Origin of the sequence: Stutzerimonas stutzeri RCH2, from assembly GCF_000327065.1 — a bacterium.
Taxonomy (GTDB): Bacteria; Pseudomonadota; Gammaproteobacteria; order Pseudomonadales; family Pseudomonadaceae; genus Stutzerimonas; species Stutzerimonas stutzeri_AE.
This window is the reverse complement of the sequence record NC_019936.1, coordinates 2,018,673-2,045,434: the sequence shown is the minus strand read 5'-3', so window position 1 is coordinate 2,045,434 and position 26,762 is coordinate 2,018,673. Positions and strand designations below refer to the sequence as shown.

Genomic DNA, 26,762 nt, shown 5'->3' with positions numbered 1-26,762 from the left:
CGCACTATGAACGCCCTGGAGCCGATCCAATGAGTACGAGTTTCTGGAAAGCCGGCCACGCGCCGACCCTGTTTGCCTCCTTCCTCTACTTCGACCTGAGTTTCATGGTCTGGTACGTCCTCGGCCCGCTGGGCGTGCAGATCGCCGCCGATCTCGGCCTGACCACCCAGCAACGCGCCTTCATGGTCGCCACGCCGATCCTCGCCGGTGCCGTACTACGTCTCGCGCTGGGCATCCTGGCGGATCGCACGTCGCCGAAAACCGCCGGGCTGTTTGGCCAGAGCGTCGTCATCGTCGCGCTGTTCGTCGCCTGGCTACATGGCATCCACAGCTACGAGCAGGCTTTGCTGCTCGGCCTGTTCCTCGGCATGGCCGGCGCATCCTTTGCCGTGGCGCTGCCGCTGGCCTCGCAGTGGTATCCGGCAGAGCACCAGGGCAAGGCGATGGGCATCGCCGGGGCCGGCAATTCCGGCACCGTGCTGGCGGCCTTGTTCGCGCCGGTGTTGGCGGCCATCTTCGGATGGAATAACGTCTTCGGCCTGGCGCTGATTCCGCTGGTGCTCACCCTGATCATCTTCGCCAGCGTGGCGAAGAATGCGCCCAACCGCCCGGCGCCGAAGTCGCTGGCCGATTACATGAAGGCACTGGGCGACCGCGACAGCTGGTGGTTCATGTTCTTCTACAGCGTGACCTTTGGCGGCTTTCTCGGCCTGGCCAGCACCCTGCCCGGCTATTTCCACGACCAGTACGCCTTCGACCCGGTCAAGGCCGGCTACTACACCGCTGCCTGCGTCTTCGCCGGCAGCCTGCTGCGCCCGCTCGGCGGCGCACTGGCCGACCGCATCGGCGGCATCCGCGCGCTGCTGGTGATGTACACCGTCGCGGCATTCTGCATCGCTGCGGTGGGCTTCAACCTGCCGAGTTCCACAGCAGCCCTGGCACTGTTCGTGGTCGCCATGCTCAGCCTCGGTGCCGGCAATGGAGCGGTGTTCCAGCTGGTGCCGCAGCGTTTCAACAAGGAAATCGGCGTGATGACCGGACTGGTCGGCATGGCCGGCGGTATCGGTGGCTTTCTGCTCACCGCCGGGCTTGGCGCAGTCAAACAATCGACCGGTGACTACCAAATCGGCCTCTGGTTGTTCGCCAGCCTCGGCGTGCTCGCCTGGTTCGGCCTGCATGGGGTCAAGCGTCGCTGGCGCACTACCTGGGGCTCGGCTGCGGTAACCGCGGCGCGGGTGTGATGCCCACGCAGATCCTGCAGGGCGCGAATATTGCTCTGCTGCAGTACGCCGTCATTCGAGAACGACCATGCCCCTGCGATTGAGCTATGGCGAGGCCAGCGCCGCCGGCCCGCGCCCGGAAAACCAGGACGCAATACGCATCGTCACCCCGGCACCCGGGCTGGCCACCGGCAAGGGCTATCTGTTCGCGCTGGCCGATGGCGTCAGCCAGTGCGCCGATGGCGGCCTGGCTGCACGGGCGACCTTGCAGGCGCTGGCCTTCGACTACTACGCAACGCCCGAAACCTGGGCCGTCGCGCAATCGCTGGACCGCGTGCTGGTCGCACATAACCGCTGGCTACAGGCCAACGGCGGAAGTCAGCCGCTATTGACCACGCTGACCGCGCTGGTCCTGCGCGGGCGACGCTTCACCCTGGCCCACGTCGGCGATTGCCGAGCCTACCGCTGGAACGGCTCCCAGCTCGAGCGGCTCAGCGAAGACCATGTCTGGGAACAGTCGGGCATGCAGCATGTGCTCAAGCGTGCCATGGGCCTGGATCAGCATCTGGTGGTGGACTACCTCGACGGCGAGCTGCAGGAAGGCGACAGCTACCTGCTGCTGAGCGACGGCGTCTGGTCGTGCGTCCCCGAGCGCGACATCGCGCATATCCTGCACGATCAGCCTGACCTCGGCGCCGCAGCACGGGCGCTGGTCAATCTGGCGCACCAGAGCGGCAGCCAGGACAACGCCAGTGCATTGCTGCTGCGCGTAGAAACGCTGCCCGAAGCGGTGCTGGCCGACGCCCTCGCCCAGCTCGATCACTGGCCGCTGCCGCCAAAGCTGCGACCCGGTCAACTGTTCGAAGGCTGGCAGGTAATTGAGCTGCTGCACGAGTCGCGACAATCACTGATCTACCGCGTGCTCGATGGCCAGGGCCAACCGTGGCTGCTGAAGACGCTGCCACCCAGCCGACAGGACGAGTCGGACGCCGGGCCGGCATTGCTGCAGGAGGAGTGGTTCATGCGTCGGGTAGCCGGGCGCAATTTCGCCGAACTGCATCCCCTTCCGCAGCGCCAGCACCTGTACTACGTGCAGCGCGAATATGCCGGAAGGACACTGGCCCAGCACCTTGAACGGGACGGCCCGCTGCCCCTGACCGATCTGCTGCAGATCGCATCAAGGCTGATCCGCGCGGTAGGCATGCTGCATCGGCGCAACATTCTGCACCGCGACATCAAGCCGGAGAACCTGCTGCTGGGCGAGGACGGCGAGCTGCGCATCCTGGATTTCGGCCTGGCGTTCTGTCCTGGGCTGTCCCGCGACCTGCCCAATCACCTGCCCGGCACCCCGAGTTTCATTGCCCCGGAGGCGTTCACGGGCGCAGAACCCAGTGCTGCGCAGGATCTCTACGCGACCGGCGTGACGCTCTATTACCTGCTGACCGGGCACTACCCCTACGGCGAGATCGAAGCCTTCCAGCGCCCGCGCTTCGGCAACCCGACACCGGCCAGCCGCTATCGCCCGGACGTGCCTACCTGGCTGGAGGAAAGCCTTGGCCGCGCGGTGGCGGCAGAGCCACGGCAGCGCTTCGAGACCGCCGAACAATGGCTGCTGGAACTGGAACAGGGCGAACAGCGAAGCGCCAGCCTGCGGCCACGCCCGCTGCTCGAACGTGAGCCGCTGAAGGTCTGGCGCGGCATGGCATTACTGTCGCTGCTGCTCAACCTGCTGCTGGTCGTGTTGCTGATAAAAAACGCGTGATGGTCAGCGCCGGGTAATCAGCCCCTGGCGCGCCACTCGGGTCAGCTCGCGCACGCATTCTTCCAGGCGCTCGGCGGTTGGCGCCTGAATCACCGCAAGGTCAAAGCTGTCAGTGGCGAAACGCGCCAGCGACTCGTCGGCCGTGGCGAACTGGATAAGCAGGGCGCGGGATTTGCGATGGCGTCGCGGCCAACCTTCGAGGTAGCGCAACAGGGACGGCTGGTGAGTGCCGCCAAGGAGGATTTTCGGATTGCTGGGGTGCAGGCCGCTGGTGATCGGGGCCAGGCGCAACTGGGCGTGCTTTGCGTTCATTGATTCAACTTCCGCCTCGAGGATTCCGCTGGGCAGCGGTGGGAGGCGACACCGGAACCAGCGCTTTAGCGGTATTTCGAAGCCATCGGCTCCAGGCGCCCCGCAAGTAGCTGACTAAATCGGCGCATGGGCGAAACTTTAGAAAGCTGGTCGCAGCATGTCAACGGCCTTTTAAGGACCAACAACAGGCGCAACTCGCACCACCACGGCGCAAGCCGCTGCATATCAGTGCAACGATCAACCTCTGAGCCACGCGCAGGGAAGCTCCAACCCATTGAAAAATGACGTATTGGAAAGTTGGCACAGCCTCTGCAATGTGAAATATCGAAGAATCATTACGACCTGACCCTCAACGTGGAGCGGCCAGGTTTCCCGACAGAGCGGGACACGGACAAAGGCGTCCTCACTGGGTAACCGGTGGGACGCCTTTTTTGTTGTTGAAAAATTTAGAGCAGGCCGGACGGCAGCTGTCGACTGGCACGGAGAACGGGCATGAAGAAACTCAAACTGGTAATGATCGGCAACGGCATGGCCGGCGTGCGGACCCTTGAGGAACTGCTCAAGCTCACCAACGAGCTCTATGACATCACGGTGTTCGGCGCCGAGCCGCATCCCAACTACAACCGCATCCTGCTCTCCCCCGTGCTGGCCGGCGAACAACAGTTCGAAGAGATCGTGCTCAACGACCTCAACTGGTACGCCGAGAACGACATCCACCTCAAGCTCAACTGCAAGGTGGTGAAGATTGACCGGGTCAAACGCCGGGTGATCGCCGACGACGGCAGCGAGGCGGAATACGACCGCCTACTCATCGCCACCGGCTCCAACCCGTTCATTCTGCCCATTCCTGGCAAGGACCTGCAGGGTGTGATCGGCTACCGCGACATTGCCGACACCCAGGTGATGATGGAAACCGCCAAGACCCACAAACACGCGGTGGTCATCGGCGGCGGCCTGCTTGGCCTGGAGGCGGCCAATGGCCTCAAGCTGCGCGGCATGGACGTCACCGTGGTGCACATCGGTGACTGGCTGATGGAACGCCAGCTGGACAAGACCGCCGGCACCCTGCTGCAGAGCGCGCTGGAAAGCCGTGGCCTGAAGTTTCTCCTGCCCAAGCACACCGCCGAACTGCTCGACAACGGCGAAGGCCGGGTCTGCGCGGTCAAGTTCAAGGACGGTGAGGTGGTCCCCGCCGACCTGGTGGTGATGGCCGCCGGCATCCGCCCCAACAGCGAACTGGCCGAACAGGCCGGCATCCCGTGCAATCGCGGCATTCTGGTCAACGACACCCTGCAGACCTACGACCCGCGCATCTATGCCGTCGGCGAATGCGCCAACCATCGCGGCACGGCCTATGGCCTGGTCGCGCCGCTGTTCGAACAGGCCAAGGTCTGCGCCAATCACCTGGCCATGCTCGGCTTCTCCCGCTATCTCGGCTCGGTGACTTCGACCAAGCTAAAGGTCACCGGCATCGATCTGTTCTCGGCCGGCGATTTCATCGGCGGCGACGGCACCGAGACCATCACCCTCTCCGACCCCATCGGCGGCGTCTACAAGAAACTGGTGATCAAGGACGACGTGCTGGTCGGCGCCTGCCTGTACGGCGACACCGCCGACGGCGGCTGGTACTTCCGCCAGGTGCGCGAGGGCCAGAACGTGGGCCAGATCCGCGACCATTTGATGTTTGGCGAAGGCGCCATAGGCGACGCAGGCCACCAGGGCCAGAGCAAGGCCATGTCGATGCCGGACGACATGGAAGTCTGCGGCTGTAACGGTGTGTGCAAAGGCACCATCGTCAAGGCGATCCAGGAACACGGGCTGTTCTCGGTGGACGAGGTGAAAAAGCACACCAAGGCCGCCAGTTCCTGCGGCTCCTGTGCCGGGCTGGTCGAACAGATTCTGATCAATACCGTCGGCGGCGCCGCCGACGTCAAGCCGAAGAGCGAGAAGGCCATCTGCGGCTGCAGCGACCTCAACCACGGCCAGGTGCGCAAGGCCATTCGCGAGCACCACCTGACCAGCATTCCGGCGGCCATGGCCTTCATGGAATGGCGCACGCCGAACGGCTGCGCCACCTGCCGCCCGGCGCTGAACTACTACCTGATCTCCACCTGGCCGGGCGAAGCCAAGGACGACCCGCAGTCGCGCTTCATCAACGAGCGCGCCCACGCCAACATCCAGAAGGACGGCACCTACTCGGTCATTCCCCGCATGTGGGGCGGCGTCACCAATGCCGCCGAGCTGCGGCGCATCGCCGACGTGGCGGACAAGTATCAGGTGCCGATGGTCAAGGTTACCGGCGGCCAGCGCATCGACCTGCTGGGCATCAGGAAGGAAGACCTGCCGGGTGTCTGGAAAGACCTGGATATGCCTTCCGGCCACGCCTACGGCAAATCCATCCGTACCGTGAAGACCTGTGTCGGCAGCGAATTCTGCCGTTTCGGCACGCAGAACTCGACGCAGATGGGCATCGATCTGGAACACGCGCTGTTCAACATGTGGTCGCCGCACAAGGTCAAGCTGGCCGTTTCCGGCTGCCCGCGCAACTGCGCCGAATCCGGCATCAAGGACGTCGGCATCATCGGCGTGGACTCCGGCTGGGAGCTGTACATCGGCGGCAACGGCGGCATCAAGACCGAGGCCGGCGAGTTCTTCGTCAAGGTGAAGACAGCCGAGGAGGTCATGGAATACAGCCTGGCGTTCCTCCAGCTCTACCGCGAGGAAGCCTTCTACCTCGAGCGCACCGTGCACTACATGCAGCGCGTCGGCATGGATCACATCAAGAAGGCCGTGTTGAACGACGCCGAGCGACGCAAGGCCCTGCACCAGCGACTGCTGTTCTCGCTTTCCTTCGAGCAGGACCCGTGGCAGGAGCAGCTCTCCAAGCCGCAGCTGAAGAAGGAATTCGACCGCATCGCCGTCAAGCAGCTGGAAAACGCCTGAGAACCTGATCTGGAGAGACACCGCATGAACTGGCTCGATATCTGCGCACTGGATGAAATCAACCCGCTCGGCTCGCGCATCATCGCCGGCCCCAAGGGCGACATCGCGATCTTCCGCACTTCGGACGATCAGGTCTTTGCGCTCGACGACCGCTGCCCACACAAGGGCGGCCCGCTGTCGCAGGGGATCGTCTACGGCAAGCAGGTCGCCTGTCCGCTGCACAACTGGCAGATCGACCTGGCCAGCGGCGAGGCCTTGGCCCCGGACGTCGGCTGCGCCCATCGCCACGAGGCGCGCGTCGAGAACGGGCGCGTGCAGCTTTCGCTTAACCAGCGCAAGGAATGCGCGGCCTGAACACACCGCAGTTGACCAGCACCTTTTCCCAGGAGACGACGCATGCGTATGACAACCGCCTCGACCTGCTGCTACTGCGGTGTCGGATGTGGCGTGCTGATCGAGCACGACGGCGAGCGCATCCTCGATGTGGCCGGCGACCCCAGCCATCCGGCCAACTTCGGCAAGCTGTGCAGCAAGGGCTCGACGTTGCACCTGACCGGCGATCTGGACGCTCGCGCGCTCTACCCCGAGCTGCGTCTGGGCAAGGGCCTGGCGCGCAGCCGTACCGACTGGGACAGTGCCCTGGAGCATGCGGCCAGCGTATTCGCCGAGACCATCCGCGAGCACGGCCCGGATAGCGTCGCCTTCTACGTCTCCGGCCAGCTGCTGACCGAGGACTACTACGCCTTCAACAAAATGGCCCGCGCACTGGTCGGCACCAACAACCTGGATTCCAATTCGCGGCTATGCATGTCCTCGGCGGTGGTCGGCTACAAGCGCAGCCTGGGCGCCGACGCCCCGCCCTGCTCCTACGAGGACATCGAGCTGGCCGACTGCCTGCTGATCGCCGGCAGCAACATGGCCTACGCGCATCCGGTGCTGTTCCGCCGCCTGGAAGAAGCCAAGGCGAAGCGACCGGAGATGACCATCATCGTCGTCGACCCGCGGCGCACCGACACCAGCGAGCTGGCCGACCTGCACCTGCCGATCCTGCCCGGCACCGATGTCGCGCTGTTCCACGGGCTGCTGCATATCCTCATGTGGGAAGGCTGGATCGACCGCCGCTTCATCGATGGCCATACCGAAGGCTTCGATGCGCTGAAAAGTCTGGTGCGCGATTACACCCCAGCGATGGTCGCCGAACTCTGTGGCATCTCTGTAGATGATCTGCAGACCTGTGCACGGCTGATTGGAAGCGCTCCAGCTTTTCTCTCCCTGTGGTGCATGGGGCTGAATCAATCCACCGCCGGCAGCGCGAAGAACAGTGCGCTGATCAACCTGCACCTGGCCACCGGACAGATCGGCAAGCCGGGCGCAGGGCCCTTCTCGCTGACCGGTCAACCGAACGCCATGGGCGGCCGCGAAACCGGCAGCCTGTCCAATCTGCTGCCCGGCCACCGCGACGCAACCAATGCCGAACACCGCGCCGAAGTGGCGCACTATTGGGGTATCGAGCAGCTACCCAAGCAGCCTGGACTGTCCGCCATCGAGCTGTTCGAGGCCGTGCGCGCAGGCAAGATCAAGGCGCTATGGATCGCCTGCACCAACCCGGCCCAGTCGCTGCCGGACCAGCAGAAAGTCCATGAGGCCCTGGCCAACTGCCCCTTCGTCGTGGTGCAGGAAGCCTTCTTTACCACCGAAACCTGCCGCCACGCCGACCTTCTGCTGCCGGCCGCGAGCTGGGGCGAGAAGGAAGGCACGGTGACCAACTCCGAACGCCGCATCAGCCATGTACGCCGCGCCGTACCGGCGCCCGGCGAAGCCCGTGCGGACTGGGCGATCACCTGTGATTTCGCCCGGCGCCTGGAACGCCACCTGCGCCCCGGTGCGCCGAGCCTGTTTGCCTTCGAGAATGCCGAAGCGCTGTTCGAAGAGTACAAGCCGCTCACTGCCGGTCGCGATCTGGACTACAGCGGCCTGAGCTATGCACTGATCGATACCCTAGGTCCGCAGCAGTGGCCATTCCCGCCGGGCAGCGAACAGGGCACAGCGCAGCTGTATGGCGACGGTGTGTTCCCCACTGCCAATGGCCGCGCGCGTTTTATCGCCGAGCATTATCAGGCGCCGAAGGAAAAGCGCGAGGCGCGCTATCCGCTGACGCTAAATACCGGCCGGCTGCGCGACCAATGGCACGGCATGAGCCGCACAGGCACCGCGGCGCGGCTGTTCGGTCATGTCGAGGAAGCACTGCTCGGCATGAACGCTGAGGACATGCGCCGCCGGCGTCTGCTGGACGGCCAGTTGGTGACGGTGAAAAGCCGTCGCGGCAGCCTGATCCTGCCGGTGCAGAAGGACGACAGCCTGCGTGCCGGCCAGGCCTTCCTGCCGATGCACTGGGGCGATCGCTTTCTCAAGGGGCTGGGCAGCAACGTACTGACTCTGGCCAGCGTCGATCCGCTGTCGAAGCAGCCGGAACTCAAGCACGCCGGCATCGAAGTCGAACAGGTCGAATTGCCCTGGCAGTTCTTTGCGCTGGTTGAAGGCGATGTGCAGCGACGCTTCGAGGCGCTGCGGCCATTGTTCGAAACCTTCGACTACGCCAGTTTCAGCCTCGGCGGGCGCGAGCGCTCGGCCTTGCTGATCCGCGCCGCCCGGGACGCCGCGCCAACCACCGCCGAGCTGGACGCCATCGACAGCCTGCTCGGCCTCGACGAAGGCCCGGTGCTGGCCTATGACGACCCGCGTCGTGCAGTCGGCAAGCGCGTACGCATCGAGGAAGGCCGTATCGTCGCGTTGCGTCTGGCCGGCGAAACCGCCGCCCGGCAGTGGCTGCGCGGACTCTGGGAAAGCGGCAGCGCTGACGCCGAACTGCGTCGCTGGCTGCTGGCTCCACTCAGCGCGCCACCTGGCGGCGCGACCATCAGCACCAACCGCACTCTGTGTAACTGCATGAACGTCAGCCAGAGCAAGGTCCGCGCAGGCATCGAGCGCGGGCTCGACCTCGCAGGACTGAAGCAGGAGCTGGGTTGCGGCACCAGCTGCGGCTCCTGCGTCCCCGAAATCAAGCGCCTGCTGGCCAGCCAGCCGGAACGCGCAATTTCCTGATACCGACCAAGACGAGGATTACCCCATGAGCGCAAAAGTCTGGCTGGTAGGCGCCGGCCCTGGCGACCCGGAACTGCTGACCCTCAAGGCCGTGCGCGCGTTGGGCGAGGCACAGGTGGTGATGATTGATGATCTGGTCAACCCCGCCGTGCTCGAACACTGCCCGAACGCTCGCATCATCCCGGTGGGCAAGCGCGGCGGCTGCCGCTCCACACCGCAAGCCTTCATCCACCGTCTGATGCTGCGTTACGCCCGCCAGGGCAAGTGCGTGGTGCGCCTCAAGGGTGGCGATCCGTGCATCTTCGGCCGCGGTGGCGAAGAAGCCGAATGGTTGTCGGCACGCGGGATCGAGGTCGAGCTGGTGAACGGCATCACCGCCGGCCTGGCCGGCGCCACGCAATGCGGCATCTCGCTGACCCAGCGCGGCGTCGCCCGCGGCGTCACCCTGGTAACAGCGCACACGCTCGACGACAGCAGTCCGGAATGGCAGGCGCTGGCCAAAAGCGGCACCACGCTGGTGGTGTACATGGGTGTGAGCAAGCTGGAACAGGTGCAGGCCGGGCTGTTGGAGGGCGGACTTTCCGCCGGTACACCAGTGGCGATGATCGAGAACGCTTCACTGCCGCAGCAACGCGAATGCCGTTCGAGCCTGGCCGCCATGTGCCGCGATGCATCGACCTTCAAGCTGAAGAGTCCGGCCATTCTGGTGATCGGCGAAGTTGCCGCACAGACGGCGATGGAAGCCATAAGCCAGAGCGCCTGATCTCAGCCGACCCATCACGATCCGCCATAAAAAAACGCGGCTCTAGGGCCGCGTTTTCGTTACTGCATGAACATCACGCCTTCTGACGCAGCTTCTCCGGCTTGATCAGGAAGCGCGCCAGGGCCGGCAGCAGCCAGATCGCGCCGACCATGTTCCAGAGGAACATGAAGGTCAGCATCATGCCCATGTCGGCCTGGAACTTGATCGCCGAGAACACCCAGGTCACTACGCCGATCGCCAGGCACACGCCGGTGAAGATCACCGCCTTGCCGGTGGATTTCAGGGTCTGGTAGTAGGCTTCCTGCAGGGTCATGCCCTGGCGCAGGAAGGATTCCAGACGGCTGTAGATGTAGATGCCGTAGTCCACACCGATACCCACGCCCAGCGCGATCACCGGCAGCGTGGCCACCTTGACGCCGACGCCCATGAAGGCCATCAGTGCGTTGCCGAGGATCGAGGTCAGCACCAGCGGCAGGATCACGCAGAGCGTGGCCGCCAGCGAGCGGAAGGTCAGCAGGCACATGATGCTCACGGCCAGGTAGACCGCGATCAGCATGGTGGTTTCCGACGCGGCGATGACCTCGTTGGTGGCCGCCTCGATACCGGCGTTACCCGCGGCCAGGACGAACTCCAGACCTTCGCGGTTGTTTTCCTCGGCGAAATCCTTCGCCGCGGCGACCACGTGCTCCAGCGTCTCCGCCTTGTGGTCGTTGAGGAACACCAGTACCGGCGCCAGCGAGCAGTCACTGTTGTACATGCCTTCGGCGCGGGCGATGGAGTTGTTCAACACATGCGGGTTACGCGACAGCGTTTCCCATTTCAGGCTGCCCTCGTTCATGCCCTTGATGCCTTGGCGCGCCACCGAGACCATCGACACCGCCGACTGTACGCCCTCAGTGTTCTGCATCTTCCACATCAGCTCGTCCATGGCGGCGAGCGTGTCGTAGTGCGAACAGCCTTCCGGCGCCGTCTTGACCATCACCACCAGTACGTCGGAGCTGGTCGAGTAATTGCGGATGACGAAGTCGTTGTCCAGGTTGTAGCGCGAATCCGGATGCAGTTCCGGTGCACCCTGATCGAGGTCGCCGATCTTCAGGTTCTGGCCGTACCAGAGGCCACCGGCCAGCGCGACCACCGCGATGGTGATGGAGATCGGCGCCACCTTCGGACTGGCGAAGTTCGACAGCGCGCGCCAGAACGGATGATCACGCGAGGCTTCTTCGCGGGCCTGCTTGATCGCCCGCTGGCTGATGCCCATATAGGAAATCGCCACCGGCAGCAGGATCAGGTTGGTCAGGATGATGACCGCCACGCCCAGCGAAGCGCCGATGGCCAGCTCGCGGATCACGCCGATATCGATCAGCAGCAGGGTTACGAAACCCACCGCATCCGACAGCAACGCCACCATGCCGGGGATGAACAGCTGACGGAATGCCATGCGCGCCGCCGTCACCGGGTCTTCGGTGTAGCCGGAGGCCATGGCGATGCCGTTGATCTTCTGCACGCCGTGGGAAATACCGATGGCGAAGACCAGGAACGGTACCAGCATCGAGTACGGATCGAGCCCGAAGCCCAGCGTGTGCAACAGGCCGAGCTGCCAGGTCACGGCGATCAGCGTGGTGATCAACACCGCGATGGTGCTCTTCAGGCAACGGGTGAACCACAGCAGCAGGACGAAGGTGATGCCGATGGCGACGATGAAGAACAGCGCCACACCGACCAGCCCGTCGATCAGATCACCGACCTTCTTGGCGAAGCCGATGATATGCACCTTCACATTCGGGTTCTGCGCCTGGTACTTCTCGCGGATCTTTTCTTCCAGCTCGTGGGAGAATTTCTGGTAGTCCAGCTTGATCTGCCGGCTCTGGTCTTCCGGGTCCGGGTAGGACTCGAGCAGCGGCACGTCGATGATGCTCGACTTGAAGTTGTTCGCCACCAGACGGCCGATCTGCCCGGATTTGAGAATGTTGTCGCGCAGGTCATCCAGGCTTTCGGGCGAGCCATCATAGGTCTGCGGGATCACTTCGCCGCCGGCGAAGCCTTCCTCGGTGACCTCGGTCCAGCGCACGCTCGGGCTCCACAGCGACTTCATGTTGGAGCGGTCGACACCATGGATGTAGAAGACTTCGTCATGGATCTGCCGCAGCGTCTCCATGTACTCCTTGGAGAAGATGTCGCCCTCCACCGCTTCCACGGAAATCCGTACGGTGTTGCCGAGGTTGGCCAGGTCGTTCTGGTGCTCGAGCATCTTCTGGATGTACGGATGCGCCAGCGGAATCATCTTCTCGAAGCTGGTCTGCGGTCGGACCTGCGCCGCCTGATAGAAGAGAAACGCGCTGATCAGCAGGCAGAGCACGACGACTGCCGGCCGGTTGTTGAAGATCAGGCGCTCAAGGAACGACGCCGGCTTCTGTTGGTGCTTGGTCATGCAGACTCTCCCGGCTTTATTGTTTTGGGGCCAGATCCGCGCCCGATGGCGAGGCGATGCGAACACCGCCCTGCCCTACCAGGATCAGGTTGCCTTGGGAATCGGAGGTAACGCCCGACAGCGAACGGCGGTCGGGACGGTTGACGAGTTTGAAGCTGCGGCCCTGATCATCGCTGGTGAGCACGGCACCGCCGTGGCCGACCACCGCGATGCGACCATCGCGCAGCAGGCTGCCATCGGCCAGACCTGACTCCAGCGCCTGGCCGTTGCCGTTGCTGAGCTCGATGGCCTGCCAGCTATCGCCGAAATCAGTGGAACGGAACAGGTGGCCGCGCAGGCCGAAGGCGATCACCACGCCTGGCTCCGAGCCGCCCACTACGCCGAAGAACGAACCCTTATAGGGCGAATCGACTCGTTCCCAGGTCTCGCCCATATCGGCGGAGCGGAACATGCCGCCCATTTCGCCGACCACGAACAGGCCGGAGCCTTCGATATGGGTGATGGCGTTGAGGTGGAAGCCGTCTTCGTTGTCGAGCCGCTCGCTGATGTCATCCCAGCTCTGGCCGCCATCGATGGTTTCGATCAGCGCACCATAGGCGCCGACGGCGATGCCGTGTTGGGTATCTTCGAACCAGACGTCCAGCAGCGGCGCCTCGCGCTCGCGTTCCTCGTACTGCACCGCCCAGCTTTCACCGCCATCGGCAGTAGCCAGTACCAGCGCGTCGTGTCCAACCGCCCAGCCATGCTTGGCATCGATGAAGTCGATGGCAGTCAGCAGCTGACGGGTCGGCACCTTGGCCTGGGTCCAGCTGGTGCCTTCGTCGTCGGAGTAGAGAATGTGGCCTCGATCACCCGCCGCAACGATACGGTCACCGGCCTGCGTGATATCGAGCAGAAGATTGGATGCGGCCTTGGCCGACTCGATCGAATAGCGAGTCTGGCCATCGGTAGCGGCCTGAGCGGGCGCCGATGCCGCGAGCAGCAGGAGCGAAAACGTGCCGCATAGCGAAAGCATGCCGGCAACCGATGAGTGAAAACGCGACGCCCTCGCCTGGTTTGCAACCTTGGCGCGGCCGGATAGTGTGCGCCGCAGAACGGGCTCACTCATACATACCCCCTTTATTCTTATTAGGTAAGGCCTGTAGTGCAGGCTCAGCCATCCTAGCCAGCTTACCCAGACAGGCACAATTGGCCGGACGTTATGAATTGTTAACTCTCACGCAATGATTGACGCGTGATCACCCAGGCTGATTGGGCCAGTGGCCAGTATGGCGGCTGGCTGAGTCGACGTCGAAGTGACGATCGGACGCGGAGTGCCGGCGCATGGTCACGATATGCAGAAGGTGGTTTTCGGGGACAGCAGCCCGGCAACAGGCTCGAGTCAGAGAAAGGCCGATCGCATTGCACGATCGGCCCAGGTGAATCAGGCGAGGCTCTTGCTCACCACTTCGTAGACGTCGCTGGAAAGCTCGCCGGAAGCAAGGATGCGCTCCAGCTCGCCCTTCATCAGCGCCTGGCGCGCGCTGTCGTACTTGCGCCAGCGGGTCAGCGGCGCCAGCAGGCGCGAGGCGATCTGCGGGTTCAGGGCGTTGAGGGTGATCACCTGATCGGCAAGGAAGCGGTAGCCCGCACCATCGGCGCGGTGGAAGTTGACCAGGTTCTGGTTGGCAAAGGCACCGATCAGCGCGCGCACCTTGTTCGGATTCTTCAGCGTGAACGCCGAGTGCTGCATCAGCGTCTGCACGCGCTCCAGGCCGCCGGGCAACGGGCTGCCGGCCTGTACGCTGAACCACTGATCCATCACCAGCGGGTTGTCCTTGAAGTGCTCGGCGAACGTCTGCAGCGCCTTGTCGCGCTCCGCTTCGAATGGCGAGTTGACCAGCACGGCGAGCGCGGTCAGGCGCTCGGTCATGTTGTCGGCCTGCTCGAACTGCTCCAGACAGGCTGCGACGACCTCTGCTTTCTCGCTCAGCATCAGGTACGACAGGGCGATGTTCTGCAGCGCGCGACGGGCGAAATGTTCGGCCGAAGCGAAATACGCGGTGTTGCGTGAGGTTTCGCGATTGGCCTGGTAGCGCTGCCAGAGCGGCTCGAACAGCGCATCGGCGATGCGCTTGCGGGCGAACTCGCGTGCAGCGTGGATGGCATCGACGTCCGCCACTTCGCTGATTTCGGTCAGATAGGCCTCGCCCGGCAACGAAAGCATTTCGGCAACCATGGCTGCATCGAGCGTCTCGTTTTGCAACAGGCTGCGTAGCGCCTCGACCAGGCGCTCATCCATCGCCAGCGCTTCACCACGCTGATGCTGAACGATCAGCTCCTGCAGCACCTGCACCGACAACTGCTGCCCCGCTTCCCAGCGATTAAAGCCATCGGAATCATGCTGCATGAGGAACATCAGCTGGTCGCGGCTGTACGGGTAATCCAGCTTCACCGGCGCAGAGAAGCCACGCAGCAGCGATGGCTGCGGGCGCTCGGCGACGTCGACGAAAGTGAAAGTCTGCTCGGCCTCGGTCACCGCCAGCACGCGGCTGGTCCCGACGGCAGTGGCTTCACCGTCCAGACGCAGCGGCATGTCCGAACCATCGGCAGCCAGCAGCCCCAGCTTCACCGGAATCACGAAGGGCTCTTTGGTCGGCTGGCCCGGCGTTGGCGGACAGCTCTGGCGGAAGGTCAGACTGTAGGTCTTCGCCGCCTCGTCGTATTGCTCGCTGACAGCCAGGCGCGGCGTGCCGGACTGGCTGTACCAGCGCTTGAACTGGGTCAGATCGGCGCCGTTGGCGTCCTCCATGGCCTTGACGAAATCGTCGACGGTCACGGCCTGGCCGTCATGCCGTTCGAAGTAGAGATCGCTGCCCTTGCGGAAGCCCTCTTCGCCCAGCAGTGTCTGGATCATGCGCACCACTTCAGCGCCCTTCTCGTAGACGGTCAGGGTGTAGAAGTTGGAAATCTCGATAAAGGATTCCGGGCGCACCGAGTGCGCCATGGGACCGGCATCCTCGGCAAACTGGTGGGTGCGCAGGTAGGCGACGTCCTCGACGCGCTTGACCGTCGCCGAGTTCATGTCGGCGCTGAACTGCGAATCGCGGAAGACGGTGAAGCCTTCCTTGAGCGACAGCTGGAACCAGTCGCGGCAGGTCACGCGGTTGCCCGACCAGTTGTGGAAATACTCGTGGGCGACGATGGCCTCGACCCGTTGGTGCGCGGCATCGGTGGCGGTTTCGGCACGGGCCAGTACGGCACTGGAGTTGAAGATATTGAGGCCCTTGTTCTCCATGGCGCCCATGTTGAAGTCGTTGACTGCGACGATCATGAAGATGTCCAGGTCGTACTCGCGACCGTAGGCCTCTTCATCCCACTTCATCGACTTCTTCAGGCTGTCCATGGCGTGCTGGCACTTGTCGACGTTCTCCGGCTCGACATAAATGCGCAGCGCCACGTCGCGCCCGCTCATGGTGGTGAAGCTGTCTTCGATCGCCCAGAGGTCACCTGCAACCAGGGCGAACAGGTAGGCCGGCTTCTTGAACGGATCTTCCCAGGTTGCCCAGTGACGACCGTTGTCCTCGCTGCCGCTGGCGATCGGGTTGCCGTTGGAAAGCAGCACCGGGTAGGCCTTCTGCTCGGCGCTCACGGTGGTGGTGAACTTGCTCATCACGTCCGGGCGATCGAGGTAATAGGTGATCTTGCGGAAGCCCTCGGCCTCGCACTGGGTGCAGAACATGCTGCCGGATTTGTACAGCCCTTCCAGCGCGGTGTTGCTTTCCGGGTGGATCACCACCGAGCTGTCGATGACGAAGCTGTCACTGTCCGGCTGCAGGGTCAGGCAGTCTTCGCTGAGCTGGTAGTCGCCTGCAGCCAGTTCGCGGTCGTTCAGCGCGATGGACAGCAATTCGAGTTCCTGCCCGTGCAGGTCCAGCGGTGGCAGCTTGCCGGCGGGACGCCCGGGGTTGCGGCGCATCACCAGCTGGGCGTGCACCAGGGTGCGATCCTCGTACAGCTCGAAGGTCAGGTGGGTTTCATCGATCAGGTACTCGGGAGCCTGGTAATCCTTCAGATGAATGACTTTCGGTTGTTCGGTGCGCATGGAAACCTCGTCGGCTGAGCTTCAAGCAACTAGCTTCAAGCGAAAATGTGCGATGGATTGCAGCCCTGACGCAGGGCTGCGGATGAGTTCGAGCTTAGCGTCTGTCGCAGCGGACTTGTAGGGTGGAAACGGCGCAGCCTTTTCACGCGATCGCCAGACAGCTCATCCTTGAGCCGGCAGCCCTTGGCGCCGTAGGGTGGATGTCGCTTCTGACATCCACCGTATGCACTCACTGTGTCCTGCCCAGCGATGGACAAGGCTGCGCCGAAGCCCACCCTACGCAGCAGTGCTGGCGGCGACCTGATAAGCGGTGAACTTGCGAATATTGATCACGCCAGTGTCGAGAATCAGATACTGACCCTTGATGCCCTTGAGTGTCCCCTCGACCACCGGTGTCTTCTCCAGATCGAGGCTGACCACCTTGGTTGGATAGGCCTCCACTGGATAGCGAATCTCCAGCACCTCGGCATCGGCCACCGGCTGGATCGCCTGCAGCCCGTAGCGCTGCTGCAAGTCGCGCAGGCCATCGGCGCAGGCATCGAAGATCTGCTCGCGCATTTCGATCAGGTCGATCGGCTCGGCGTCACTTTTAAGCAGTGCCCGCCAGTTGGTGCGATCCGCTACCTGGCTGCGCAGCAGGTCTTCGACCATGCCCGACTGCTGGCGCGTGGCGACGCGCATGATTGGCAGCGCCTGGCTGGCACCCTGATCGAGCCAGCGCGTCGGCAGCTGCGTGGCGCGGGTGATCCCGACCTTGATGCCCGACGAGTTGGCCAGATAGACCACGTGGTCGGTCATGCAGAAGTCCATGCCCCACTGCGGATCGCGGCAGGTGCCGAAATCGTGATGGCACTTTTCCGGGCTCATGATGCAGACATCGCACTGCGGCAACTTCTTGAAGCACGGGTAGCAATACCCCTGGCTGAAGCTCTTGTTGGTCTTGCGACCGCAATGGGTGCAGTTGATGGCGCCGAGGTATTCCAGCCGCAGGGTCTTGCCGATCAGCGGGTTGACCGGCACCAGTTCGTCATCCAGGCGGAAGGAATACTGCGCCGGTGCGCCCAGCTGGATCGACATCTTGCTCAGCGCACCGCGTCCCAATTCAAGCATCAGTGGCGGGTTCCCGAAGCGGGAGCGAACAGGCTGGTGTCGATGGCCGGCTCGGCCTTCTTGCTCTTGGAAGCACATTCCTGACCGCCCATGAAACCGGTGCGCTGCTCTTCAGGGAGGTTCTTCAGCTCCCAGGCGATCACCGCCTGCATGCAGGTTTCCTTCTGCTCGGGGGTCAGCTTGCGGCCGTCAGCCCATTTGCCGAGTTCGAGGGCCTGCTTGAGGCTTTGGTAGATTTCCGGGGTGATGTTTTCGGCGGTTTGGATAAAGGTCGACATGGCCAGCTCCGAGGGAAACGAGCGGCCATTCTACCGGGCTGTGGCGCTTTAGGGAAAAGCGCAGCCTGCTAGCGGCGCCGCGCCAGGGTGCCGCCTATCACACCGGTCACGCAGCCTGCGACGAGGCCACCGACATGCGCCGCGTTGGCGATGGCCAGCGCACCGAAACTGAGCACCTCGATGACGCCAGTGAGGCAGATCACCAGCCAAACCAGCATCAGCACCACCACGCCGGGCGGCAGCCGGTAGGCCTCGTTGGGGGCGAGCTTCTGATATAGCCAGCAGTGCCCGAGCAACCCGTACAGCACGCCGGAAAGACCACCGAAGATGCCCGGCCCACCGAACAGGTACTGGGCGAAGTTGGATACCAGGCCGAACAGCAGCGTCAGCGCCAGCAGCATCCAGGCACGCTGAAGGGCCTCGATGCGCCGCCCCAGCTCCCAGAACCACATGCTGTTCATCGCCAGATGCAGAATGCCGAAGTGCACGAAGATCGGCGTGATCAGCCGCCACCATTGTCCGGCAGCGAGTGTCTGCTCCAGCGAGGCGAAGTAGGCGTATTCACCGTCGATACGGAAGTCGACGAAGTTCAGCCAGCGGATCGTCGCGAAGTTCTCACCAAGCATGGTGATAGCCGCGACAACCAGGGTGATGACCAACACCGCCGCGGTCAGCGGGCTGGCGCGCAGGGCGGCGACGAAACCGCCGCGGCGACGCGGCTGTTCGATGACGACGCTGTCATCGCCATGGGGATGCCGCGCGTACAGGTCACGAACCTGCTCGACAACCTCAACCGGCACGCGCAGTACCTGTTGATCGCCCTCTTCCGAAACCCGGCACGGCACCCGCAGACGGCGCAGCAGGGCGATGAAGCCGCTGAGGTCTTCCGACAGCGGCAGGCGCAGCGCTTCGCTCACCTCGACACTCATGTTCGGAACACCGCGCAAACATCGACCCAGACGAACTTCGCCGGGTCTAGCCGGACTTCCTGATCCAGCCGATAGGCCACCAGTTTGCCGTTCTTCACCGCGCTGTAGTCCAGGCAGGCCAGATTGTCGCGCAGCGGCCCCGGCTGGCCACGCCGCCAATAGTGGCCGACGAACAACAGCGGCTCGTCCGGACCGTAGAGGAACAGGCGATTCTTCTGTTGCGCAGACAGCGGCATGCGCGCCGCATGGTCCGGCAGGCCATCGGGCTGGAACACCACGTCACCATAGGTCTGTGGGTTCTCTTCCCAGAACTTGGTGCGGAAGAAGGTGCGCACAAAACCTTCCTCACTGGTCAGCGTCATGCCCTCGGGCAGCGGCATATCGGTGCCGCGCAGCAGCCGATCCAGCGCTTGGCAGATGAAGGTGCCCGGCAGGCCGGCTTCGCGCAGGATTGCCGGATTGAGGCAGGCGTCGTTGAGAAACGGACGCAGGCGTGCGATCACCCAGCTGTCCCAGCAGGCATGCACCACGCGAAAGCGCTCGGATTCTAGGAACAGTGGCAACTCGTAGAACCATTCGCGGAACGCTCGCCACTCGTCCGGATACCGCTCGAACTGCTCGAACGTCTCCTGCAGCAGGCGGGCGAAGCGCGGCGAATGCTCGCGCACGAAGTCGCGGCCGCTGCCCGGCGGTGCCGGCATGTACCAGCCCAGCGCATTGAACTCGTGGTTACCCATGATGCAGTAGGCTTGCCCACGATCGACCATGTCGTAGACCAGATGCAGCGCCTCGCGGATATGCGGGCCGCGGTCGATGATGTCGCCGAGGAAGATCACCTGTCGGCGCGAATGGCGCCAGACCCCGCCCTGCAGGCGGTAGCCCAGCTGATCCAGCAGACGCGCCAGCGCACGACCGCAGCCATGCACATCACCGATCAGGTCGTAGCCGCGTTCGGGATCAAGCTGCATCAATCGCCCCCGCCGAGGCGACTGCCCCAGCCCAGCTTGGTCCGGCACACTTCGTAGTAGTTGTGATCCAGCGGGTGAATCAGGTGCAGCTTCTGCGGCTTCTTGCGCACCGTCACGGTGTCGCCCGGCGCGCAGGTGAAATGGTTCTGTCCATCGCAGGACACCTGGGGGTAGATCTGCATGTTCGGCGACACCACGATCTTCAGCTCGCTGTTGCCATCGACCACGATCGGGCGGCTCGACAAGGTATGCGGGTACATGGGCACGACGACGATGGCGTCCAGACGCGGATGCATGATCGGGCCACCCGCCGACAGTGAGTAGGCAGTAGAGCCGGTGGGCGTCGCCACGATCAGGCCGTCGGCCTTCTGGCTGCAGACGAACTGGCCGTCGATGTACAGCTCGAATTCGATCATCCGCGTGGATTTGCCGGGGTGCAGCACCACATCGTTGAGCGCATCGCCCTCGCCGATCGGCTCATCGAAGCGTCGCGCCTGGGCTTCGAGCAGGAAGCGATTCTCCAGCGTGTACTGGCCGTTGAGCACCTCGGCAACCTTCTCTTCCAGCTCATCCGGACGGATATCGGTGAGAAAGCCGAGGCTGCCGCGGTTGATGCCCAATACCGGCACCCGGTGCTTGGCCATCGCGCGAGCGGCGCCGAGCAGGCTGCCGTCACCGCCAACCACGATCACCAGATCGCAGGATTCGCCGAGGCGCTGCCTGGATGATGTCTGCATGCCATGGCCCGGCAACACCTCGGCGATGTTTTCTTCGAGAATCACATGCAGATGGCGTTCGACGAGAAATCGCTTCAGCCGGCGGATGGTATCCAGCACCTGGGAGCTACCCAGGCGGCCGATGATGCCGATATTGCGGAATTGCTCCATTGACGTTCCCTGGTGTGGCTGGGCGGATGGTTGCGGGCAGTCGCAACGCTCGAAAAGTACCATGCAGCGCGCCGGCAACGTGACCGATCAGCGATCTGCGCCAGTCTGCATTCCACCAACAGGCGTTAGAGCGCCTGAGCGACGGCGGTGTTCAGCGGCAGCGGATTATCGGCGAAACGCCAGACCATCAGCAAACCGACGGCTATGCTGCACCCATGAGCCTTCGCAGTCTTGCCGACCTCCCCCGCCGTCTCCAGCATCCGCAGGTGCGCGATCTTGCCTGGACGATTCTATCGCCACCCTTGTTGAGCGAAGCGCCGCAGCGCCAGCGCCATCCATTGCACGCAAGCCGCTGGAGCAGCGAGCCGGAGTTGTTGGCAGGTTGGCTGCTGCAGCAGGATGCCGATCAGTCCATCCTCGAAGCCTGGCTGTCGCTGCACAGCATCCGACGGCTCGGCCTCTATTACGAACGCCTATGGCAGTACGCACTGTCCCAGGCGCCGGACATTCAATTGCTTGCAGCCAATCTGCCAGTTCGCCAGAACGGCACCACCCTGGGTGAGCTGGACCTGCTGTTCTGCGATGACGAGGGCGTGCACCACCTCGAGCTGGCGGTGAAGTTCTATCTCGGAACCGGACAAGGCGATGGCAGCCTGCACGCGCAATGGCTTGGCCCGGGCAGCCACGACCGCCTCGATCTCAAGCTGGCCCATCTGTGCGAGCACCAGCTGCCGCTGTGCAGCCAGCCGGCAACATTGGCCGTACTGGCGGAGCTGACCGGGCGTGCCGTGCAGAGCAGCTTCTGGCTAGGCGGCTATCTGTTCCAGCCGTGGCCCCAGGGCTGCAGGCCACCACGCGGCGCGAATCCACTCCATCTGCGTGGGCAGTGGTTGCGCCAGGCCGATTGGCCGGGTTTCACAGCAGGAACACCGGATTCGGTCTGGCAGCCCATTGCCCGTGCGGCCTGGCTGGCACCGGCGCGCATTGCACCTGCTGACGTGTGGGAAGCAAGCCGCTATGCCGATTGGCTCGCGGGCAATCCGGCGCAGGCCCGGGCGCAACTGCTGGCACGGCTGGAACCGGATACGGACGGCGTCTGGCACGAGCAGGAGCGGCTTTTTCTGGTTGCGGACGATTGGCCGCACAACGGCGCAGCGACGCTTGAACGTCACCAGCCTGACATGTTCAGCGGATAGAATGCCGCCCGACTCATCCCTGCACATTTCAGAACCCGCATGCCTAACGAATCTCACCGCGATACGGCAAACAGCCGACTCGGCGCCTGGACCATCTTTCTGGTGTTTCTTCGCCTCGGCCTGACTTCCTTTGGTGGGCCGGTGGCTCATCTCGGCTATTTTCGCACCGAGTTCGTCCAGCAGCGCCGCTGGCTCGACGAGCGCAGCTACGCCGACCTGGTCGCCCTGTGCCAGTTTCTCCCCGGCCCAGCCAGCAGCCAGGTCGGCCTGGCGATCGGCCTGCTGCGCGGGGGCTATCGGGGCTCGCTTGCCGCCTGGGCCGGATTTACCCTGCCCTCAGCGGTCGCCTTGACGCTATTTGCGCTGGGCATCGCGCGCTGGGGTGATGCACTGCCGAATGGCTTTCTCCAAGGCCTGAAAATCGTCGCCGTGGCAGTGGTTGCTCAAGCCGTGCGGGGCATGGCGCGCACGCTGTGCACCGACGGGCCGCGAGTAGCCATCACCCTGGCCGCCGCTAGCGCCGTGTTGCTGCTTCCCTTCATCTGGAGTCAGGTTGGCGTCATTCTTGTCGCCGGTCTGCTTGGATTGTTGATCTTTCGTCCAGTCCCCAGCGCAGCGCATGTAGCGGTGCCCGTAAGCGTGACAACGCGGATGGCATTGATGGCCTTGGCTTTGTTTTTCGCGCTGCTTGCCCTGCTCCCGCTGCTCGCCAGCAGCACGGGTAACCAGGCTCTGGCCCAGGTCGATGCGTTCTATCGCACCGGCGCGCTGGTGTTCGGCGGCGGTCACGTAGTACTGCCATTGCTGCAGGCGGAGGTGGTGCCGGCGGGCTGGGTGGACAACGATTCATTCCTGGCCGGTTACGGCGCTGCACAGGCGGTACCAGGGCCGCTGTTCACCTTCGCGGCGTTTCTCGGTGCCTCGATGAATGTCGGCCCCAGTGGCTGGCTGGGCGCGGCGCTGTGCCTGGCGGCAGTCTTCGTGCCTTCGTTCCTGCTGGTGATCGGGGTGTTGCCGTTCTGGGAAAGGCTGCGCAGTAATCGACGCACTCAGGCTGCTCTGGCTGGGGTGAATGCCGCTGTGGTCGGCCTGCTGCTGGCCGCGCTGTACGACCCGGTCTGGACCAGCGCGATCAAGGCACCGGAACACTTCCTTCTGGCTCTCCTCGCGCTTGCCGGGCTCATGTACTGGAAGCTGCCGCCTTGGCTGGTGGTGGTTGGCGGGGCCTTCGGCGGCTGGGCGCTCGCGCTGCTGGCTTGACCGATCAGCTTTCCAGGGCCAGCAGCACGGCGCTGGCCACCAGAAACAGGCTGAACAGCAACCGCAACAACCGCTCAGGCAAAGCATGCGCAAGCCTGACGCCAAGGCTGATGCTGAGCAGCCCACCGGCCGCCAGCGGAATCCCCAGCAGCCAGTTGACCTGGCCGTGCAGCGCATAGGTGACCAGCGTGACGCCGGTACTTGGCGCTGCCAATGCTAGCGAGAGCCCCTGGGCGACCACCTGCGAGGCGCCGAATACGCTGGTCAGAATCGGCGTGGCGATGACCGCCCCCCCCACGCCGAACAGGCCGCCAGCTGCGCCGGCACCTGCACCGAGCAGACTGAGCCAGGGCCAGGAATGGCGCAGCTGACCGTTACCCGGCGTCGGACGCAGAAACACGCGCAGCAAGGTGTATGCGGCCAATGCCAGCAGGAAGCCGACGAACGCCATGCGCATGCGTCCGGCATCCAACGACACCGCAACGGCCGCGCCGAGGATCGCAAAGAGAAAACTGGTGCTGCCCAGCGCAACGGCATTGCGCCAGTCGATGCGATTACGCTGGTGGTAGCGCCAGATGGCGAGCAGGACGTTGGGCACGACCATCACCAGTGCGGTGCCCTGCGCCAGTTGCTGGTCCAGGCCAAACAGCACACCCAGCACGGGAATCGCGATCAATCCACCACCGATACCGAACAACCCGCCGAGGGTGCCTAATGCCAGTCCCAGCAGCACGTTCAGTCCGATATCCAGCAACATTCGTCCGCTCCAACGTCAATGAGGCGCTTATGCTACGCCGCCATGGCTGGCACCGGTACGCATAGCCAAGCACAATGGCTTTGCGAAAACCGCAAAAGCGAGAATCGAATGCTGCCCGATGCCCTCTCCGCCCAGCTGAACCTGTTCATCGACGTACTCGATACCGGCAGCTTTTCGGCCGCGGCGCGCCGCCATGGTCTGACGCCATCGGCAGTCGCTCGACGTATCGATGCGCTGGAACAAGCCCTTGGCTGCCAGCTGTTCAGCCGCACTACCCATGCCGTTCGCCCAATGCCGGCCGCGCTGGCATTTGCCGAGCGTGCACGGCGGATCGTCCAGGAACTGCACCTGGCGCGCGCGGAGGCTGCCTCGCTGGACAGCGCGCCGGAGGGTCGCATTCGAATCGACGCGCCAGCGCCGTTCGGGCGTCGCCACCTGGCCCCGGCACTGGCCGAGTTTCTCCAGGCCTATCCCGGGGTGGACATCCAGCTGCGGCTGATCGACAGCTTCGTCGATCTGCACGGCGAGCACCTGGGTGAGGTAGATCTGGTTCTGCGTATCGGCCCGCTCGCCGACACGCGGCTGGTCGCCACGCCGCTGGCGCCGATGGTGCGCATCGTCTGTGCCAGCCCGGCCTATCTGGAACGTCGCGGGGTGCCGCTGCAACCGGAAGAACTCCCCGAGCATGACGGGCTGGACTGGGATGCGCTGGCGCCGCCCCACGCCTGGCGGTTCGAGCGTGGCGGTCGGCCACAGCTGCTGCGGCCGGGCCGAATGCGCATGGTGGCGAACAACGCCGAGGCACTGCTGACCGGCACGCTGGCCGGGCTCGGCATCGCGCACCTGCCAACCTGGCTGATCAGCGATCAGCTGTTGCGCGGCGAGCTGCTGCCGTTGTTCTGCGAAGGGGGGTTACCGCAACCGGAAGCCAGCGGCATCTACGCGCTGCGTCTGACCCGAGAGGCTGACTCGCGCAGTCGCTTGCTGCTGGAGTTTCTGAAGAACCGCTTCGGCCCGGTCCCTCCCTGGGACCAGGCACTTCAGAGCGGTTTCAAGAGAGGATGAAAAGGATCAGACGCTCAGACCTTCGATTTCCTGGGTGACACCCCAGCCATCGAGCACTCCCCCGAGAGGTTCGACGAGGTGTTCGAGGTCCTGCTCGAAATCGCCGATGCCATCGAACGTCGCATACATCACTTTGCTTATCTGCAGATTCCAACTTCCGTCCTCACGCGGAAACACCTGGGTATTGATGGTTTCGCCGCGAAAGTTCTGTGCGGCTATCTGGGCGCGGTCCTGTTCCGGGAATACCGCGTAGAACTCGATGGGATGGACTCGGGCAAAATCGAAACCGCCCTCCTTCATCCGGCGCAGAACGGTGCTGCTGACATCCTCGTGGAAGGTGGTGCTCATAAATCAACCTCCTCTCATACCTGGATGAAGTTGCCACGAGCTCAGCGGGAGATCGGCTCCGTCGTCAAGACATCGGGCAAACGGAAGTCGCAACAGCTAGTCGAAGAGACGCGGTGGACACTGTCCACGCTGACAAGCTAGCAGGCCGCGAAGCTGACTGCACGGGCTATGTGGCAAACCGCCACGCCAGCTTCAGCGATCACGACCTCATGTCAGTAGAACCCCGTGACGTACCGGCAGTTCAACATGCCGGCGGACGCAAAGCGGCCCGCCCCGTTGCCGGGGCGGGCCGCCGAGCTGCGATTGCCGACCTATCCGCAGCTGAGCTCAGTCGTTGCTGGGCTTGGCGATCGCGTGCAGAACGTACTGAGGCAGTGCGAACGCAGCGATGTGCACGTGCGGGTTGTAATAGCGTGTAACGATGCCGCTGCCGACGAAACGCTGCAGCAAGGTTTCCAGCGGCAGCTTGCGACTCTCGGCGTTGCAAGCGCCCCAGGCGAAAGCCATTGCGCCACCCAGATAAGTAGGCACTGCTGCCTGGTAGAAGTGCCAATCGGCAAACAGGCCATGCAGGCGCTTGGCAGTCGTCTGCACCTCGCCCAGCTGCATGAAGGGCGTGCCGTTCTGAGTGACCAGGATGCCACCGTCGTTCAGGCAACGCCGGCAGGCCTGATAAAAGTGCTCTGAGAACAGCACCTCGGCAGGACCGATGGGATCGGTGGAATCAGAAATGATGACGTCGAACTTCTCCTCGGTGTTCGTCACGAAGTGCATGCCGTCAGCGATCACCAGTTTCAGCCGCGGATCATCGAAGGTTCCAGCGGAATGGTTCGGCAGGAATTCCCTGCATGTTTCCACCACGGCGCCATCGATCTCGACCATGGTGATGCTTTCGATATCGCGGTGGCGCGCCACTTCGCGCAGCACACCACCGTCACCGCCACCGATGATCAGCACGCGGCGCGCCAATCCATGGGCCAGGATCGGCACGTGGGCAAGCATCTCGTGATAGATGAACTCGTCGGCTTCGGTGGTCTGGATCACGCCATCGAGGGCCATGACCCGGCCCATGCGCGCGTTCTCGAAGATCACCAGATGCTGATGCTCGGTACGCACTTCGTGCAGCAGCTTGTCGATCTGGAACCGCTGGCCGTATCCCTCGAAGAGAGTTTCCTGAAAGTCACTCATGGGGTATCTCCGTTGGCAGACACCGGCACAGCGCTCCGGTGTCTGAAGCTGGCTGAGGTGACGGACGATCCGAATCGCCCACCGAAAAGAGAGGCATTCTACGTTGGCCAACATGACAGCGGGAGGCGTGGGACTGGAAAGCACACTTCGGGGCGACAAAGT

At 63.7% G+C, this 26,762-nt stretch carries 21 protein-coding genes; 9 read left to right on the top strand and 12 right to left on the bottom strand.

Features of this window, described 5'->3' with window-relative positions:
- Positions 1-29 precede the first annotated feature (29 nt).
- Both PSEST_RS09430 and PSEST_RS09425 read left to right on the top strand, forming a co-directional pair.
- Entirely contained in the window at positions 30-1,241 is a 1,212-nt protein-coding gene (locus tag PSEST_RS09430) for a nitrate/nitrite transporter (protein WP_015276772.1), read from the top strand.
- Positions 1,242-1,308: 67 nt separating this feature from the next.
- Positions 1,309-2,982: a bifunctional protein-serine/threonine kinase/phosphatase gene (locus PSEST_RS09425; RefSeq protein ID WP_015276771.1), complete on the top strand. Its 1,674-nt coding sequence runs from the start codon at positions 1,309-1,311 to the stop codon at positions 2,980-2,982.
- A gap of 3 nt (positions 2,983-2,985) precedes the next feature.
- Here PSEST_RS09425 and PSEST_RS09420 read toward each other — a convergent pair whose 3' ends face one another.
- Positions 2,986-3,294 (bottom strand): hypothetical protein, encoded by a 309-nt coding sequence (locus PSEST_RS09420; protein WP_015276770.1) that lies wholly within the window; start codon positions 3,292-3,294, stop codon positions 2,986-2,988.
- Between the two features lie 492 nt (positions 3,295-3,786).
- On the opposite strand from PSEST_RS09420, the gene nirB reads away from it, so the two are divergent.
- The 4 genes from nirB to cobA are packed head-to-tail and all read left to right on the top strand — an operon-like array spanning position 3,787 to position 10,102.
- Positions 3,787-6,237, top strand: a complete 2,451-nt coding sequence (gene nirB / locus PSEST_RS09415; RefSeq protein WP_015276769.1) for a nitrite reductase large subunit NirB — start codon at positions 3,787-3,789, stop codon at positions 6,235-6,237.
- A 24-nt stretch (positions 6,238-6,261) separates the two neighbouring features.
- Positions 6,262-6,591 (top strand): nitrite reductase small subunit NirD, encoded by a 330-nt coding sequence (gene nirD, locus PSEST_RS09410; RefSeq protein ID WP_015276768.1) that lies wholly within the window; start codon positions 6,262-6,264, stop codon positions 6,589-6,591.
- Between the two features lie 42 nt (positions 6,592-6,633).
- Positions 6,634-9,339: a nitrate reductase gene (locus tag PSEST_RS09405; RefSeq protein ID WP_015276767.1), complete on the top strand. Its 2,706-nt coding sequence runs from the start codon at positions 6,634-6,636 to the stop codon at positions 9,337-9,339.
- Between the two features lie 25 nt (positions 9,340-9,364).
- Complete coding sequence (gene cobA / locus PSEST_RS09400) at positions 9,365-10,102, top strand: uroporphyrinogen-III C-methyltransferase (protein WP_015276766.1); 738 nt, start codon at positions 9,365-9,367, stop codon at positions 10,100-10,102.
- A gap of 73 nt (positions 10,103-10,175) precedes the next feature.
- Here cobA and PSEST_RS09395 read toward each other — a convergent pair whose 3' ends face one another.
- The 8 genes from PSEST_RS09395 to PSEST_RS09360 form a co-directional block, all read right to left on the bottom strand.
- The gene (locus tag PSEST_RS09395) at positions 10,176-12,530 is read right to left on the bottom strand and encodes an efflux RND transporter permease subunit (protein WP_015276765.1); all 2,355 of its coding nucleotides are present in this window, start codon (positions 12,528-12,530) and stop codon (positions 10,176-10,178) included.
- Positions 12,531-12,546: 16 nt separating this feature from the next.
- Positions 12,547-13,545 (bottom strand): WD40/YVTN/BNR-like repeat-containing protein, encoded by a 999-nt coding sequence (locus PSEST_RS09390; RefSeq protein ID WP_041756588.1) that lies wholly within the window; start codon positions 13,543-13,545, stop codon positions 12,547-12,549.
- 408 nt (positions 13,546-13,953) lie between these two features.
- Positions 13,954-16,614 carry an aminopeptidase N gene (pepN, locus tag PSEST_RS09385; protein ID WP_015276763.1) on the bottom strand — a complete coding sequence of 887 codons (2,661 nt, stop codon included), beginning with the start codon at positions 16,612-16,614 and terminating at the stop codon, positions 13,954-13,956.
- Positions 16,615-16,890: 276 nt separating this feature from the next.
- Positions 16,891-17,724 (bottom strand): DUF2797 domain-containing protein, encoded by an 834-nt coding sequence (locus tag PSEST_RS09380; RefSeq protein WP_015276762.1) that lies wholly within the window; start codon positions 17,722-17,724, stop codon positions 16,891-16,893.
- Positions 17,724-18,002 carry a YeaC family protein gene (locus PSEST_RS09375; RefSeq protein WP_003280698.1) on the bottom strand — a complete coding sequence of 93 codons (279 nt, stop codon included), beginning with the start codon at positions 18,000-18,002 and terminating at the stop codon, positions 17,724-17,726. The genes PSEST_RS09380 and PSEST_RS09375 overlap by 1 nt, the downstream gene beginning before the upstream one ends.
- Positions 18,003-18,070: 68 nt before the next feature.
- Positions 18,071-18,931 (bottom strand): rhomboid family intramembrane serine protease, encoded by an 861-nt coding sequence (locus tag PSEST_RS09370; protein ID WP_015276761.1) that lies wholly within the window; start codon positions 18,929-18,931, stop codon positions 18,071-18,073.
- Positions 18,928-19,899 (bottom strand): metallophosphoesterase, encoded by a 972-nt coding sequence (locus PSEST_RS09365; protein WP_015276760.1) that lies wholly within the window; start codon positions 19,897-19,899, stop codon positions 18,928-18,930. Before PSEST_RS09365 ends, PSEST_RS09370 begins: the two co-directional genes overlap by 4 nt.
- A complete protein-coding gene (locus tag PSEST_RS09360; protein ID WP_003280695.1) occupies positions 19,899-20,786 on the bottom strand; it encodes an NAD(+) kinase in 888 nt (295 codons plus the stop codon). Before PSEST_RS09360 ends, PSEST_RS09365 begins: the two co-directional genes overlap by 1 nt.
- A 215-nt stretch (positions 20,787-21,001) precedes the next feature.
- Between PSEST_RS09360 and PSEST_RS09355 the strand changes: the two genes are divergently transcribed.
- Positions 21,002-21,982 (top strand): DUF1853 family protein, encoded by a 981-nt coding sequence (locus PSEST_RS09355; protein ID WP_015276759.1) that lies wholly within the window; start codon positions 21,002-21,004, stop codon positions 21,980-21,982.
- Positions 21,983-22,021: 39 nt separating this feature from the next.
- Positions 22,022-23,242, top strand: coding sequence for a chromate efflux transporter (gene chrA / locus PSEST_RS09350; RefSeq protein WP_015276758.1), 1,221 nt, complete (start codon positions 22,022-22,024; stop codon positions 23,240-23,242).
- A 4-nt stretch (positions 23,243-23,246) separates the two neighbouring features.
- Here the strand turns inward: chrA and PSEST_RS09345 are convergent, their stop codons facing one another.
- Entirely contained in the window at positions 23,247-23,999 is a 753-nt protein-coding gene (locus tag PSEST_RS09345; RefSeq protein WP_015276757.1) for a sulfite exporter TauE/SafE family protein, read from the bottom strand.
- A 108-nt stretch (positions 24,000-24,107) separates the two neighbouring features.
- On the opposite strand from PSEST_RS09345, the gene PSEST_RS09340 reads away from it, so the two are divergent.
- On the top strand, positions 24,108-25,064 hold the full coding sequence (locus PSEST_RS09340) for a LysR family transcriptional regulator (protein WP_015276756.1): 957 nt from the start codon (positions 24,108-24,110) through the stop codon (positions 25,062-25,064).
- A 6-nt stretch (positions 25,065-25,070) separates the two neighbouring features.
- Here PSEST_RS09340 and PSEST_RS09335 read toward each other — a convergent pair whose 3' ends face one another.
- Entirely contained in the window at positions 25,071-25,412 is a 342-nt protein-coding gene (locus PSEST_RS09335; RefSeq protein WP_015276755.1) for a ribonuclease E inhibitor RraB, read from the bottom strand.
- A gap of 327 nt (positions 25,413-25,739) precedes the next feature.
- The gene (gene speE / locus PSEST_RS09330; protein WP_015276754.1) at positions 25,740-26,600 is read right to left on the bottom strand and encodes a polyamine aminopropyltransferase; all 861 of its coding nucleotides are present in this window, start codon (positions 26,598-26,600) and stop codon (positions 25,740-25,742) included.
- Positions 26,601-26,762: the final 162 nt, after the last annotated feature.

Bases quoted from the DNA above. Each gene is read 5' to 3' on its own strand.
- PSEST_RS09430 (WP_015276772.1), top strand. From the start codon at position 30: ATGAGTACGAGTTTCTGGAAAGCCGGCCACGCGCCGACCCTGTTTGCC.
- PSEST_RS09425 (WP_015276771.1), top strand. From the start codon at position 1,309: ATGCCCCTGCGATTGAGCTATGGCGAGGCCAGCGCCGCCGGCCCGCGC.
- PSEST_RS09420 (WP_015276770.1), bottom strand. From the start codon at position 3,294: ATGAACGCAAAGCACGCCCAGTTGCGCCTGGCCCCGATCACCAGCGGC.
- nirB (WP_015276769.1), top strand. From the start codon at position 3,787: ATGAAGAAACTCAAACTGGTAATGATCGGCAACGGCATGGCCGGCGTG.
- nirD (WP_015276768.1), top strand. From the start codon at position 6,262: ATGAACTGGCTCGATATCTGCGCACTGGATGAAATCAACCCGCTCGGC.
- PSEST_RS09405 (WP_015276767.1), top strand. From the start codon at position 6,634: ATGCGTATGACAACCGCCTCGACCTGCTGCTACTGCGGTGTCGGATGT.
- cobA (WP_015276766.1), top strand. From the start codon at position 9,365: ATGAGCGCAAAAGTCTGGCTGGTAGGCGCCGGCCCTGGCGACCCGGAA.
- PSEST_RS09395 (WP_015276765.1), bottom strand. From the start codon at position 12,530: ATGACCAAGCACCAACAGAAGCCGGCGTCGTTCCTTGAGCGCCTGATC.
- PSEST_RS09390 (WP_041756588.1), bottom strand. From the start codon at position 13,545: ATGCTTTCGCTATGCGGCACGTTTTCGCTCCTGCTGCTCGCGGCATCG.
- pepN (WP_015276763.1), bottom strand. From the start codon at position 16,614: ATGCGCACCGAACAACCGAAAGTCATTCATCTGAAGGATTACCAGGCT.
- PSEST_RS09380 (WP_015276762.1), bottom strand. From the start codon at position 17,724: ATGCTTGAATTGGGACGCGGTGCGCTGAGCAAGATGTCGATCCAGCTG.
- PSEST_RS09375 (WP_003280698.1), bottom strand. From the start codon at position 18,002: ATGTCGACCTTTATCCAAACCGCCGAAAACATCACCCCGGAAATCTAC.
- PSEST_RS09370 (WP_015276761.1), bottom strand. From the start codon at position 18,931: ATGAGTGTCGAGGTGAGCGAAGCGCTGCGCCTGCCGCTGTCGGAAGAC.
- PSEST_RS09365 (WP_015276760.1), bottom strand. From the start codon at position 19,899: ATGCAGCTTGATCCCGAACGCGGCTACGACCTGATCGGTGATGTGCAT.
- PSEST_RS09360 (WP_003280695.1), bottom strand. From the start codon at position 20,786: ATGGAGCAATTCCGCAATATCGGCATCATCGGCCGCCTGGGTAGCTCC.
- PSEST_RS09355 (WP_015276759.1), top strand. From the start codon at position 21,002: ATGAGCCTTCGCAGTCTTGCCGACCTCCCCCGCCGTCTCCAGCATCCG.
- chrA (WP_015276758.1), top strand. From the start codon at position 22,022: ATGCCTAACGAATCTCACCGCGATACGGCAAACAGCCGACTCGGCGCC.
- PSEST_RS09345 (WP_015276757.1), bottom strand. From the start codon at position 23,999: ATGTTGCTGGATATCGGACTGAACGTGCTGCTGGGACTGGCATTAGGC.
- PSEST_RS09340 (WP_015276756.1), top strand. From the start codon at position 24,108: ATGCTGCCCGATGCCCTCTCCGCCCAGCTGAACCTGTTCATCGACGTA.
- PSEST_RS09335 (WP_015276755.1), bottom strand. From the start codon at position 25,412: ATGAGCACCACCTTCCACGAGGATGTCAGCAGCACCGTTCTGCGCCGG.
- speE (WP_015276754.1), bottom strand. From the start codon at position 26,600: ATGAGTGACTTTCAGGAAACTCTCTTCGAGGGATACGGCCAGCGGTTC.